We start from the raw sequence: 12,728 nt of genomic DNA, 5'->3' as shown, positions 1-12,728 counted from the left end.
GTAGGGGTTCTCATGGTACTCGGAAGGAGGTCAAAGTTAAAACGTATCGAGGGTATAACCCATGGAAGCCACATAGACACGATTTATCCAGATCCTCTTTGGGTTGTGAGCTGGCTCATGAGAAAGCTGAACGAGGAGAACCCGGAATACAGAACCGTAAAAGCCGAGCTGAAGCGGGGAGGGCTCTTCTCCCGCACCAAAACCGTCGATGTGAGGATATACGACCTTCCCTTTGGTGACGACGTTCTCATGAGGACTGTCGTGATGGAAGATCCGGAGCCCCACCTCATCACGGCGTTTCCAGTCCTGAAGGCAGAGACAAGCGTCCAGTTCCAGATAGAGAAGGTCTTCGAGTGGACCAACGGGCTGGAAGGCAACGTCGCGGGCGATGTTCTCGGGGAGGTAAAGCCGAGCGTGAGCTTCTTCGCGGTTGATTACGTCGAGAGGAAAGCCGACTATCTAAAGCTGGAAACCGCCAAAGTAAGGTTGGCGTTTCTTGCCTACGGAGCTAGCGTTGGGCCTCTTGGAGACGACTTTGAGGTCGAGCTGCCCGATGCTGGACCTATGAAGATGAGCCTTGAGGAGGCCGAACTGCTCCTTCCCGCGACCTTTGGCGGTGCATTCATTGACGACTACACGATAACGGGAAAAGTACTCAGAGTTAGACCAAGCAGGACACTCTACGGCGACGGCTACCTAATCCGGCTGAAGAACCTCCCGCTGGGAGAGATAGACCTCTTCGCCCTCAAGGAACACCTGAAAGGGGAGGTAAAAGAGGGAGAAATGCTCACCGCTATTGGGTGGCTCCAGGGCGGGCTCGTTTAGATTGCCTTCCAGACGTTTGGAAGATAGAGCGTGCTCTCGCCCTTCCGCTCCTTTTCTAAGGCCATCACTATCTTCTCCCTGAACGGAATGTCTCCTCTTTCTGTTCTCTTTCCAAAGCCTGGATGGAAAGCAAGTATCCCGGGAACTTCGAATTTTCCCTTTCCTCTTTCCTCGATGACCTTCACGGGAATCTCAACATAGCGCCAGTCACCAAGGAAGAGCTTCTTCAAAGGAGATTCGAGGCCGTGAGGCAGTTTTTCCATGCTTCTTGGGTAGATGAACGGCACGAGCAGAACCGAAGAGTAACCAGCTTTAATCCACTCCGGCTTCAGCTTTCTCTCCAGTACTCTGGCCAAGACGTGCTCGTTTTTGTAGTTTAGCGGGTTGAAGTCCTTGCCGACTATTCCCAGGAGGATTTGAGCGCCTTCTTTGTATCTCTTATCGGACATCAGCTCTAAGAGCCTTTCTCTCTGGTCGCTGAAGTCCTTAAGCGGAAGAACCTCGAAGCCGAACTTCTTAGTAACATGCTCCCCTGCAATCTTGTAAACCCTGTACGGAATGGGCAGGTTCCAGTCCCTTTCGAGGGAAAGCTGGAGGTGAAAGGTCGGCCTGACGATAAAGCCCGCGGCGCTTAGTATGCGCTTGAGCTGGGGATAGTAGTCTCGAAGGAACGTCTCTATTGGCACTTCCCTTTTCTCACCTGTCCTCAGAGGCTGTTCTTTGGCACTGTAAAAGCTCCCGCTCTCGCTGGAGAACATGGGAAGTCTGACATGGAAGGAGCGGTTGGTAAGGATTTTCCTGATGAAATTCCTCGCCAGGTAGTAGTGCATGGACTCGTCTTCCTCCTTTTCCGCGAGGCCAACAAAAACTATGTGCTTCGGCTTTCCTTTATAGCCCCTAAGGCGCTTTATCACCTGCCTGTAAAGCTCCACGTTGTAGGCATTGTCGATGTACCTGTGGCCCGGATACGGCGGTATGAACACGAGGATCTCGTGATTCTCAAGGTTAGCCCCAAAGGCCAGGCTGGAAGTTCCAACGATATTGCCCTCTAACTTTGATGAATCCCTCTCTATGCCCGAATGGACTTCCTCAGCTTTAAATCCCTGTGAAAGCAGGAACTCCGTTAGGTCATCAACGTAGAGCTTATTGTCGGCGTAGAAAACGACCTTACCCCGTTCGAGGAGCTTCTTGAAATCGACATCCTTTTTGACCATCCTAGAGATTCTCTCTATGAGAGAATGCCAGTCAGGCAGTTTGCCCTCGACGCCAAAGCCAAGGGCATAAAACTTCAACTCAAAGTCAAGGTGAAGGCGGTAATAGGCCGCCGAAATGTTGTTTACATCAAACCTCTCAACAATTGGGTCGCTGGAAGACTCTGAGATGAGAACTTCAAGGGGAGTGTAGAGGGGCCCTTTTGCAGACAGGTGTTTTTTGAAGGCGTCGAGAAATAGCTTTGGTTCTGTTATGGAGGCATCGGTGATTATCACCTTCCTGCCGTTGGGATTTCGCGAGTAGAACCTCAAGAAGCCCAGAATACTTTCAACCGCTGGCGAGCCTGAGTTGGTGAACTCGTCGAAGACAATGACATCGATGTCTCTGAGGATGAGCTTCCATACGTTGCTCCTGAGCCACTGGAAGGTCGCCGTCGTAGTCAGGATTACGGAATACTCCTTCGATCGGATGTATTCTGTCAACTTTCCCGTCGCGCGCCACTCCCTCCCTTCTGGAGCGTTTAGACCTTCCTGGTAAGTTTCCACTTTTTCGATGCTCCTCTTGCCCTCAGATGTAACGATGATTAGCCTGATTCCGGAGTAGTTCTCCCTGAGCTTAGCTTCGGCTTCGTAGAGTATGTGTTTCCTTGGGGCTATTATAAGCGCTCTTTTTCCAGCCTTGGCGAGCTCGGCAATGTGTTTTAGGAGAACATGGTTCTTGCCAACTCCTTGATCAGACGCATCAATGAGGAGATCGACCTCTTCGATGAGCCTCTCCACGTCAGCCTTGTGGCGCTTCCTCCGCCCTTTAATGTCCGTGTATTTCGGCTCCCCGGTCTTCACGCTTCCGTACTTCCAAGAGGGATAGCACCCAGAGGACCAGAGGGGAATTTCAGCATTGCCGTTGTCAATAACGAGGTAGAACTTCTTCGAGTTCTCGTCCTTCCTTACGTACGCACTCCCATCGGTCAGGTACTTGAGAATGTCACTAGCATGTTCCTTGAATTGCTCCGGAAGCATCTTCCCAACGAGGTCTTTTAAGCTATATTTCATTTCGTCAAGCTCTTCTCTGGAGTTGAACCTTAGAATAGAAACTCCGAGCGGGAAAACAACGAGAACATCTATCGGGAACCTATTAAAAATGGTCGCGTAGTGGAAGGCCTTGAAGTACTTAGAAAGGGCTTTGTAGAGGGACTTGAAGTTGTCTGGGCTCAGGGGAATTGCTCTAAGGGCCAGTTCCTTGACGTTATAGTAATCAAAGTTGACGCTCCACACGACGCTTGAGAGGTCTGCACCCAGAAAGCCCACCGACACCTTGAAGTCTCCAATGGCGAGGGGCTCAATGCCACTGAAGGCTATGAAGTCCGGATAGAGGTATTTCTCGTAAGAAGTCGGTATTCTGAGCGGAGGCTGCAGCAAGAACTCGGGGTATCGTCTTTTGAGGAGCTCCCCTGTTTTTCTTCCAAGTTCAAGCAGGGCGAGGATGTTCATCTTGTCGGTTTTTGTCAAATCCAACTCTTCAACATTGATCTTTCTCGACCTCTTACCGGACTGAAATGTCTTGTAATATTCGAGGAACTCGGCCAGCGGTTCTTTGGAGGAGAGTATTCTATCGTAAAAGTCCACGTATTTCATTGCCAGCTCCCTTGCCTCAACGAGGAGCCCTTCATCCCGGGGTTCCTCCATAAAATCTTCGAGGAAAGCTTCCTCAGGCAGAACATATGCCTTCTCTGCAAGGGCTCTATTAACGCCCAGCTCAAAAGCCTCACCGTAGAGGATTGGGATATCTTTTCTACTCACCCTCAACACCTCCGAGGAGAAGGGAAGGACGCACGAGCCGTCTGGAAGTGTCGGGATAGGGGGAATAGAACAGCCGTTTTATCCCCGAAAAACTCGCCATTCCTTTTTCGTCTCCCATGCCAAGAAGGAAGAGCAGCTCTTCGTCTCTTGGCAGTGGCTTCGACGAGAATATCATTACTGGATGCCGGTAAAGCATCGAACGCTCACTTGGCTCTGGATCATTGGACTTCCTTCTCTTTCCCTTCTTTCCGACGGTGAGAAAGACCCTGCAGTTGTGGCCCTCGTAGCTTAAAACTGCAACATCCCATTTGTTGCCAAGAACATCCCAGACTCCATCAATACTAAGCATAAGACCATCCCAATCCACGAAAACGCCCCCAACCTGCCTCATTAGACCAAAGTACTCCGAGTTCGCGAGGTTTTGGATGTGAATGAGGTGTATATCCCCGGACGAGCCAATTCCCCTAAGAAGGTCGTTGAATATCTCGTTTGCGCTGTTCATATCTCCCCCAGGGTTATCTCTTCTGAAAACGAAGTCCTCAAGGAGGAAGCGAACCCTACCGCCCTTGTCGGGACCGTACTTGGAAGTCCTCAGGAGGCGAAGGTACTTTGCATTCTCTCCTCTGTCGAGAAATGCACTTGCAGAAACGCTGTGGGCCTTAGCGCTAACCTTCACTTCCCTATCGTTGATTTCCAGGATGTAGCCAGCTGTGGAAGTGTTTCTGAAGGACATAGCAGAATAGTATTCCTTGGAACTGGCGAGAGAACCCATGTTTGGCTTCTTTTCCTCAGAGTCACTCTTTTTGGATAGCTGATATTTAATCCTTTCAGCGCCGTAGTACCTCACGACTCTTTTACAGAGATTCCTTGAGACACATTTTTTTGAGACGTGCTTGAAAACGACTCCTCCGAAGCCCGTGTCAAATGTGTAGAGGTGAACCGGTTCTAGCCCATGGACCTCAATTTTTAGGGCCTCTTCTGTTGGGACTTTTGCATATGGGTAGTGATCCTTGTTGAAGTTTTGGACGTTCACTCTGGTTCTGGCCCTAGTTCTGTAAATCTTATCAAAGGTCTCAATGCCATCGAGGAGATGGTAGTAATAGTCGTGGAAGACCGTGTTGCGAACGTTTGGCCTTGTACCAAGGTAGTTGAGGAAAACTAAATGGCCAGTGAAGTTCTCAAAGCCATCAATGGTGATCCTTCCCTCAAGCATGGCGTATATTACGGCGGAGTCGAAGGTTGCCTTGACAACGTTCGGCCAGTCGAGTTCTGTCTTTCTCGTTCGTCCAATCTTATAGCCAGACTTCTGGAGTAGCACTAAGACCTCCTTGGGGAAGTAAAAGGAGTTAGCCATCAAAACGGTCAAAAAGCCCTCAAGACTCTCAGGTGCTTCCACCATCTTTCCTGCGACAGTTACGAGATATGTCGTTTTTGGAACTCTGTCAATCTTAGTTGGAGTAATCCTCGCCACTTTCTCCAAGCTTCCGCTCGCCTTTTGAATGTAGAGGGGAAGCACTTTAAGGCCAGAGCCGAGCCGTCCCCTAGGGATTATCTTGCCTAGCATCTTATTGACCCTTGAAATTACCTCCTTTTGCAAGCTGAACAGCTCATCAAGGTCTTCTAGTGTGAGCCAGCCTATCTCATAGTGCTCAAGGAACTCCCGGACGTTTCTGTCGTCGGCATTCTCAAGAAGAACTCGAAGAACGCTTTTCTCCCTATCCCAGCCCTCACCGTAGAGCGGAACGGAGTAGAATCGCTCGAAGATATCTCCAGCGGGAAACGTGGCCATGTGGGTTCTCCTCAAGATTCCAGGAAAAGATGGAAAGCCCTTGCCTTCGTAGGCGAACTTATCCAGCCCATCAACGATGTCCAAAAGAAGGTGATACTTTTCCGCGCCTTTTTTCTCCTTTGCTCTTCTTACCTCTCCAGAAAGGGATAGGTGCCCTAAATAGGCATCCCAGAGCTTTGGATAAACTTCATTGTCGAAAGCCTTCGAGAGAACTTCCTCATAATAAGCCCTAATCGCATCGCGAGAGTCCACGCTCTTTATGAAAAGCCCTGCGGGAGTTCCTTCCCCTTTGTGGGTCAGCCTTCCCCACGTCACGACAAACTCGACGTAGGGAGGCTCTATATCAGAGGTCTTGCGAACACCCCTAAATAGGGGCTTAATTTGTAGAGAATACTTGACTCTGTCTCTTCCAGCCAGAACCCCAAGAAGCTTCTCAGCGAGTCTGTACCTTTCGATGAGGAGTTTCTCCCTGTAGTTCTCATCTCTCGTCCCCTTCGTCGGGATTCCGTTTGCGCTAAGAATTTTCCGGAATTTCCACTCATATGTTGGTGCGAAGTAAACACCTGAATCTAAGTATTCCTTAAAAGCGTTCACGAGGCCCTCTTCAAAATTGGAACTTTCGGACGTAAAAACAACCCTATCCACCAACGGTGAATCACCAACGAACTTAGGCGAATAAAGGATAAAAAGCTTTTGAAGAGAACCTTAAACCGCCCTCCAGAACGGATCCTCCTGGGCTTTGACCTTCGCCGTCATCTTGAGGGCCTTTATGTCGGTATCTTCCAGCTCGTTCTTGAGCTGCTTGGCGAGGATTACCACGTCGTTCTTGGTCAGGTCAACATAGAGCGTCTCGCCAGGGTGGATGTGCCTGCCGACTATCGCGCCCTCTATGGCTATTGCCACCGCCTCGCCCTTCTTGGCCTCCTGCACGAAGTCGTTGCGGTTCTTGATGGACTTAATAACTCCAACTTTCTGGCCGTTCTGCTTGATGAGCGTGACGCCGGGCCTTATCCTGCCCTCGACTACCTCTATACCGACTATCGCCGGGTGGCTCCTCCTGAAGATGTAGCGCTCGTCCGGATAGAGCCTGATGACGCCCGGGAAGGTGACCTTGCTGAGCAGCTCGCGCTTCTTCTTCTCCTCCTCGGCCTTGACCCACGCCTCGTAGTCCTCGATGAGCTTGTAGATGATGTTGCCTGTGAATATGGGCACGCCCCTAGCCTTAGCAACCTCTTCAGCGTCCTCGTTCACCTTGACGTTGAAGCCGAGGACGACGCCGTACTTGGGCTCCTCATCCTTGACGCTCAAAGCTTCCATGACGTCGGTCTTGCTGATGTTCCCGACGTCGGCCTTCCTTATTGGGATGTTCTTCTCCTGGAGCTCCTTGCTGAGGGCCTCCAGAGAGCCGAGGGTGTCGGCCTTGACTATCACACCGACCTTGCCGGTGCTTATGACAACGCTCTGTATCTGGCTGAGTATCTCCTGCTTGGCCTTCTCGACCTCCTCATCGGAGCGGGCGGCGATGACCGGCGAGCCTGCAAGGGCCTCCTCAAGGCCGGGAGCGGCTATCTTGACACCCGCAGCAGCTGTAACCTCGTCAACCTGGTCGAAGCGGAAGCGCGGGTCGCGTATCTCGTCGAGAGGCTTGGGCTTGAGCAGAGCGCGGATTTTCGTCACTATCGCCTTGTCCTTGCCACCCACGACGATTGTATCATCTTTGTGGAGCGTTCCGTCGTAGATTATGACGTCTATGGTAGTTCCGAGACCGATCTCTTCCCTGACTTCGAGGATTGTGCCGCGTGCCGGGCCTTCAACTTCAATCTTGAGCTTCTCCTCCAGGTACTTCTGGCTGAGACCCGCGATAAGGACGAGCAGCTCGGGGACACCTATGCCGTACTTGGCCGAGATTGGTACTATCGCCAGCTCGCGGGTGAAGTTCTGGACGCGGTCAAAGCGGTTCGCCTGGAAGCCCATCTCGTAGAACTTGCCTATCAGCTCCCAGAGCTTGGTCTCAAGCTCCTGCTGGGCCCTCTGATCCTGCTTCTTGACGTTGACGAGGAAGGGTTCGTCCTCTTCAATCTTCCAGCCCTTTATCCTGTCTATCTTGTTGGCCGCAACGATGAATGGCGTCCTGTTCTTCCTGAGGATCTCGATGCTCTCTATTGTCTGAGGCTGGAAGCCCTCGTTTATATCGACAACGAGAACCGCCAAATCTGCCAGGCTACCACCCCTCGCGCGCAGGCTCGTGAATGCCTCGTGGCCCGGCGTGTCTATGAAGAGCAATCCTGGGAGCTTTATCTCGCCCTTCCATAGCTTGATGAGCGGGCCAGCGAGCTGCTTGACGACATCTATCGGCACCTCAGTTGCTCCTATGTGCTGGGTTATTCCGCCGGCCTCTTTGCCGGCGACGTTTGTGCGCCTGATCCTGTCAAGGAGCGTGGTTTTTCCATGGTCAACGTGACCGAGAACAGCTATGATCGGCTGCCTAATCCTCTTCATTTCCCTCACCTCTGGAAGATACTCCGGCGGGAGTTTTTAAAGGGTTCGTTCGGACGGAAAAATTAAAAGTCTCAGTGGTAATACTGCATAGTTGGTAGAATGCTCGAGGAGCTGGCAGCAGCACTCATCTGGGCATTCATTGGGTTTGCGTGTCCTCCGCAATCTGGAGAAAAGAGAATGAAGAAGGTTTAGCACCCATTCAGTCCATCTTGTCCATGTACTCCTTCTTTGCTTTGGCGTGGGTGTGGTAGAACCAGTCGGCGGCCTTCCAGTACTCGAATATCTCGTCCTCGCTGAAGTAGAGCTTTATCTCCCTCTCTGCGCTCTCCGGGCTGTCGCTGGCGTGGATAACGTTGTATATGGCGTCGCCAACGTCAAGGCCGTAGTCGCCCCTTATGCTTCCAGGCTCGGCATCCTTCGGGTCGGTTGCACCCGCCATCTTCCTAACGACGCTTATGGCATAGCGTCCCTCGACTACCATGACGACGCTCGGAGCCTTGGTTACGTAGTCAATCAGCGGCTCGAAGAAGGGCTTGCCTTTGTGCTCCTCGTAGTGCTTCTCCGCCAGCTTGCGGTCGATCCATATCATCTTCATGCCAACGATTTTCAGGCCCTTCTTCTCGAATCTGGAAATTATTTCACCCATCAAGCCCCTAACGACGGCATCGGGCTTGATAATGACCAGAGTACGCTCTATCTTCCTGTCCGCCATTGGCAACACCAAAAATAGTTGCTGGGTTGGTTAATAGGTTTTTTGGAAACAAAAGAGATTAGGAAAAAAGAAACGATATTTATCCAACCTTCACCATCCAAGTTACCGCAGCCCAGCTTTCGTGGCTGTCTATAATCCCTATTATTGTTTTATGTCTAAATTTTGCCCAGAGTTTGACGTTGATAACACTGTGCCAGTTTCCGTCATGGAGAACAGCTTCTTTAACTTCTCCTTCTGAAGCTGGCATAAACTCAATGGTATGATGTGAAGAATCTCCGTTGTAAGGTATGCTGAAATCCCACACAGCTTGGGGATCAATAGCGTCTCCGTAAACTTTGTATCCTCCAATTGCCAATGGATATGAAACCGGACCAACGTTCACTGTTACAGTCTCATATTCGTTGATTATCCCTGCTGGCTTCATCAGAGTTAGGCGTCCTTGAAGAGCGGACTCAACGCCCCAGTCGTGAGTTATTTTAATGTCATCAGTAAAGTAATCCCCGTAATTGTCACCTAAAGCAATTCCTGGAGTAACCCAATAAGTTCCTCTGTTATTTTCATCCCTAGTGCATGCAAACGTCTCGGTTGTTGGGTCATTGTCGTTCCAGAGGCCCCACATATAAAACTGAGCATATAACTTGCCATATGGGGGATCATCCTTCCTAAGTTCCACCTTGCCAAAGTTGTGCCAGTATGGTGAACTCTCGCTGGAATACACCCTGATATTCCCCTCACTGTCAACGCTCTTAGCTTCCCAACCTTCTGGAACTCCTATTTTCTCTTTAGGAACAACATCAGGCATAAACTTTGGCGCTGTTTTGCTCCACTCTATTAGCTCGTTCTGAATCTTCAGTGGTTGAACGGAAGCACTTTTTCTAGTGGCCAGTATGAGAATGTCAACCCGCCCATCTTTTGTCATCTTTATTCCATAGCCGGCCAGAACCGTATCACTTGGAAGCTCGGGGACAGCGTAAACATGCCACTTCGCCTTCGGCGCTTTTTCAAGGACGAACTCCTGCACTACTTTCTGAACATCCTCTACTTTCAGCGGGAGACCATTGGCACTGTAAATAAGGTAAGTGGTGTAGTTGTCCTTAACAATCTTCTGCAACTCTGGAGTGCCGTACTGAATGTTGTCGGTCGTCGGATACGCGGAGACTACAAACAGACTTCCAACTAAAACTCCAAGTATGAACCATACAACTTTCTGTCGCATCCGACCCCCCCAACGGGGTTATCATAAACAGTAACGTTTTCATAGTATTTAACTGTTTCGCCCACTCAAAATTAAGGACTGACAAAAAAGCACGTTGAGCTAAAATTACTAAGAAAAGAAAGAAATCACTTCTCCCTCTTGGCCCTCTGAAGGCGGGCCTCCTGGAAGGCCTTGGTCCACTTGAGCTTCCTTGGGTTCCTGCCCATGAAGTAGTACTTCTCGCACTTGCTGGAGCAGAAGAAGAGCACTCTGCCATCGTTCCTGACGAACATCTTTCCAGTTCCCGGCTCGAACTCCCTTCCACAGTATGAGCAGACGTTCCACCTGGCCATCGCCATTACCTCCTGGCCCTGATCTCCCTAGCTTCCCTCTCAGTCTCCCTGAGGATGACTATGTCTCCGACGCGGACAGGGCCCTTAATGTTCCTCCTTATGACACGGCCCTTGTCGCGGCCCTCAAGAACCCTGACCTTGACCTGAGTAACGCCACCAGTGACGCCGGTCCTGCCGACGATCTCAATAACCTCAGCTGGGTATCCTTCGTCGCTCATTTCTCACACCCCTTAGTCTAAAAATCCCCTCGCAGTGATGAACTTAAACCTTTCCGTGAGTGAAAGGAGGAAAAGGAGCTCACTTCATGAGCTCCCTAACCTTCATAGCGATTTCCTCAACGAGCTCCCTGCCCTTGCCGGGCTCAAGGATAGCGACGCTGGCAGCTGGAACCTCAATACCAGCGGCAGCGCCGAGCTCCTTCTTGCTCGGGACGTAGATGTACGGGATCTCCTTCTCCTCGCACAGCGGCGGGAGGTGGGCAACGATCTCCTCCGGGTCAACGTCCTCAGCTATAACAACGAGCTTAGCCTGGCCCCTCTCGACGGCCTTGGTGGTCTCGTTGGTACCCTTCCTTATCCTTCCAGTGTCGCGAGCGAGCTCGACAGCCTCAAGGGCCTTCTCAGCAAGCTCAGCTGGAACCTCAAACTTGACGTAGCTTGGCTTCGCCATCCTTCATCCCTCCGAAACTTCATCGTTCATCGAGTTTGCGTGCTCAGTTTCATGAGGATATTTAAAAGGCTTTCGATGGGCCTCATCACACCTCAGCAGCGGCCAAGGTCATCATCGCGGGTAGGATGAGGGAAGAGTGGGAAGGCTCACTCCCCCTCGTAACCGCGATAAATCTCGAGGCTCCTGCTGGCCCTGGCCCTTATCGGCCTGCCCATCAGTCTAACTATCTCGTCGGCCCTCGCCTTTCCGTGGCGGAGCATCTTCCTCTCGGTCTTTATCTTCTCTATTTTGAATGTGTAGCCGCCAACCTCGAGGACCTCGCCAATGACGAACTCCTCGTTCCTGTTCACCTTGACCTTGAATGACTGCGTGACACCCTTGGGAAGGTAGATGGAGACGCCTATAACCTTTGGGTAGGTCAAGCTCTCGCCCCAGAGGGTCTTTATCTCGCCTATCTTGGCCTTGTTCACCCGTTTATCGCCTTCGAGCTCTATGCCGGTAATTCTAACCTCATCGTCCTCGGTTTCAACTATGTCGCCGACCTTGATTTCCTCGCCTTCTGGGAGCTCCGCGAAGGTCTTGAAGCTCCTCTCGTGCTTGCTCACTATGAGCGGAACCTTTACGAGCTTGGGAAGCGTTATGATCCACACGTTGCCGCACTCGTTGCAGCGAAGGGTAAGCTCCCTTCCTCTCTCTTTGATGACTTCAACGTCATCGCTACCGCACTCAGGACAGATGAAATACTCCTCCATGTCTCTCACCAGTGGGAAGAAGAGAGGAGCGGTTTATAAAGCTACTCTTTGATATAGATGCGGTAGGTTCTGCCCTCTTTCACGCGCGTTATAAGGCCCTTCTCCTCCATCTCGCGGAGGATTATGCTGACCTTCGCTTTGGAAACGCCGAGCTTTTCAGCGAGCTCGCTCTGGAGAACTGGACCCTCACGGAGGATTGCCATAATCTTCTCCTCGTCGCTCCTCAGGTGCTCCCTTTCCCTCTCGCGCTTCTTCTCACGGTAGAGGACGTAGCCATAGACACCGCCCGCCCCGAGGAGCAGACCAAGAGCGAAAATACCAACGTAGCCCCATATTGAGGGCTGATTAATCTTGATCTCGCCTGAAAAGCCAACGATGAAGTAGAACTCGTCGCCAGCGCGTATGTTGCTGCGCGTCCACTCCAGGAGAAGCCTGTTCGTTGAGCTCTCCACTTTGTCGGGCGAGGGGATTATAGGTGAGAGTATGGCGTATCCCTTCGGGATGAGGAGCTGCATGTGGAACAGCCCGACGGGCTGGCTGAACTTTATGTAGTATGTGAACTGCTCCTTGCCATCGACCTCACTTATCATCCCCCGGGTAGTGAAACTGAGCCGTATCTTGGCGCTTTGGCCTGATTTCAGCGTCGGAAAGTTGAGGTAAATCGCGTTCGTTCCTCCGAGAACCTCCCGAACAGTCACGTTTATCAGGGATACCCCCTCACCAAAGTCCATCACGGCGCTCGGGTTCTCCACGGGGTAGTCCGTGTAGATGACGTACTGGCTCAGGTTCGTGTGGGAGGTGAGATCTATCTCGATGTCCTCCTTTATGAAGTCGGAGCTGACAACCTCAAAGTAGACGGCGTAGGCGTTTATTTCGTAGTCGTAGCCCTGCCCGTTAGCGAGGGGAAGCATTGAGAGAAAGAA

Annotated in this window: 11 protein-coding genes; 1 reads left to right on the top strand and 10 read right to left on the bottom strand. The window is 51.3% G+C overall.

What is annotated here, in order from left to right:
- Positions 1 to 12: 12 nt before the first annotated feature.
- A complete protein-coding gene (locus tag E3E23_RS08450; RefSeq protein WP_167907948.1) occupies positions 13 to 825 on the top strand; it encodes a hypothetical protein in 813 nt (270 codons plus the stop codon).
- Here the strand turns inward: E3E23_RS08450 and E3E23_RS08445 are convergent.
- From E3E23_RS08445 to E3E23_RS08400, 10 genes are all read right to left on the bottom strand, one after another.
- On the bottom strand, positions 822 to 3,836 hold the full coding sequence (locus tag E3E23_RS08445; RefSeq protein WP_167907946.1) for a DEAD/DEAH box helicase family protein: 3,015 nt from the start codon (positions 3,834 to 3,836) through the stop codon (positions 822 to 824). The two genes, E3E23_RS08450 and E3E23_RS08445, sit on opposite strands and share 4 nt — an antisense overlap.
- Positions 3,829 to 6,219: a hypothetical protein gene (locus E3E23_RS08440; RefSeq protein WP_167907944.1), complete on the bottom strand. Its 2,391-nt coding sequence runs from the start codon at positions 6,217 to 6,219 to the stop codon at positions 3,829 to 3,831. Before E3E23_RS08440 ends, E3E23_RS08445 begins: the two co-directional genes overlap by 8 nt.
- Before the next feature lie 111 nt (positions 6,220 to 6,330).
- Positions 6,331 to 8,124 (bottom strand): translation initiation factor IF-2, encoded by a 1,794-nt coding sequence (gene infB / locus E3E23_RS08435; protein ID WP_167907942.1) that lies wholly within the window; start codon positions 8,122 to 8,124, stop codon positions 6,331 to 6,333.
- A gap of 199 nt (positions 8,125 to 8,323) precedes the next feature.
- Positions 8,324 to 8,836, bottom strand: a complete 513-nt coding sequence (gene ndk, locus E3E23_RS08430; RefSeq protein ID WP_167908058.1) for a nucleoside-diphosphate kinase — start codon at positions 8,834 to 8,836, stop codon at positions 8,324 to 8,326.
- 79 nt (positions 8,837 to 8,915) lie between these two features.
- Positions 8,916 to 10,052 carry a hypothetical protein gene (locus E3E23_RS08425; RefSeq protein ID WP_167907940.1) on the bottom strand — a complete coding sequence of 379 codons (1,137 nt, stop codon included), beginning with the start codon at positions 10,050 to 10,052 and terminating at the stop codon, positions 8,916 to 8,918.
- A 125-nt stretch (positions 10,053 to 10,177) separates the two neighbouring features.
- Positions 10,178 to 10,384 (bottom strand): 50S ribosomal protein L24e, encoded by a 207-nt coding sequence (locus E3E23_RS08420; RefSeq protein ID WP_167908056.1) that lies wholly within the window; start codon positions 10,382 to 10,384, stop codon positions 10,178 to 10,180.
- A 5-nt stretch (positions 10,385 to 10,389) separates the two neighbouring features.
- Positions 10,390 to 10,602, bottom strand: coding sequence for a 30S ribosomal protein S28e (locus E3E23_RS08415; RefSeq protein WP_012571913.1), 213 nt, complete (start codon positions 10,600 to 10,602; stop codon positions 10,390 to 10,392).
- Positions 10,603 to 10,681: 79 nt separating this feature from the next.
- Complete coding sequence (rpl7ae, locus tag E3E23_RS08410; RefSeq protein ID WP_167907938.1) at positions 10,682 to 11,053, bottom strand: 50S ribosomal protein L7Ae; 372 nt, start codon at positions 11,051 to 11,053, stop codon at positions 10,682 to 10,684.
- A 146-nt stretch (positions 11,054 to 11,199) separates the two neighbouring features.
- Positions 11,200 to 11,805, bottom strand: coding sequence for an HVO_0476 family zinc finger protein (locus tag E3E23_RS08405; RefSeq protein WP_167908054.1), 606 nt, complete (start codon positions 11,803 to 11,805; stop codon positions 11,200 to 11,202).
- Between the two features lie 41 nt (positions 11,806 to 11,846).
- The gene (locus tag E3E23_RS08400) at positions 11,847 to 12,716 is read right to left on the bottom strand and encodes a winged helix-turn-helix domain-containing protein (protein WP_240920779.1); all 870 of its coding nucleotides are present in this window, start codon (positions 12,714 to 12,716) and stop codon (positions 11,847 to 11,849) included.
- Between the last annotated feature and the right edge of the window lie 12 nt (positions 12,717 to 12,728).

The organism is Thermococcus sp. CX2, from assembly GCF_012027555.1.
Classification (GTDB): domain Archaea; phylum Methanobacteriota_B; class Thermococci; order Thermococcales; family Thermococcaceae; genus Thermococcus.
This window is presented reverse-complemented; position numbering and strand designations above follow the sequence as displayed.

Bases quoted from the DNA above. Each gene is read 5' to 3' on its own strand.
- E3E23_RS08450 (WP_167907948.1), top strand. From the start codon at position 13: ATGGTACTCGGAAGGAGGTCAAAGTTAAAACGTATCGAGGGTATAACC.
- infB (WP_167907942.1), bottom strand. From the start codon at position 8,124: ATGAAGAGGATTAGGCAGCCGATCATAGCTGTTCTCGGTCACGTTGAC.
- ndk (WP_167908058.1), bottom strand. From the start codon at position 8,836: ATGGCGGACAGGAAGATAGAGCGTACTCTGGTCATTATCAAGCCCGAT.
- E3E23_RS08425 (WP_167907940.1), bottom strand. From the start codon at position 10,052: ATGCGACAGAAAGTTGTATGGTTCATACTTGGAGTTTTAGTTGGAAGT.
- E3E23_RS08420 (WP_167908056.1), bottom strand. From the start codon at position 10,384: ATGGCCAGGTGGAACGTCTGCTCATACTGTGGAAGGGAGTTCGAGCCG.
- E3E23_RS08415 (WP_012571913.1), bottom strand. From the start codon at position 10,602: ATGAGCGACGAAGGATACCCAGCTGAGGTTATTGAGATCGTCGGCAGG.
- rpl7ae (WP_167907938.1), bottom strand. From the start codon at position 11,053: ATGGCGAAGCCAAGCTACGTCAAGTTTGAGGTTCCAGCTGAGCTTGCT.
- E3E23_RS08405 (WP_167908054.1), bottom strand. From the start codon at position 11,805: ATGGAGGAGTATTTCATCTGTCCTGAGTGCGGTAGCGATGACGTTGAA.
- E3E23_RS08400 (WP_240920779.1), bottom strand. From the start codon at position 12,716: ATGCTTCCCCTCGCTAACGGGCAGGGCTACGACTACGAAATAAACGCC.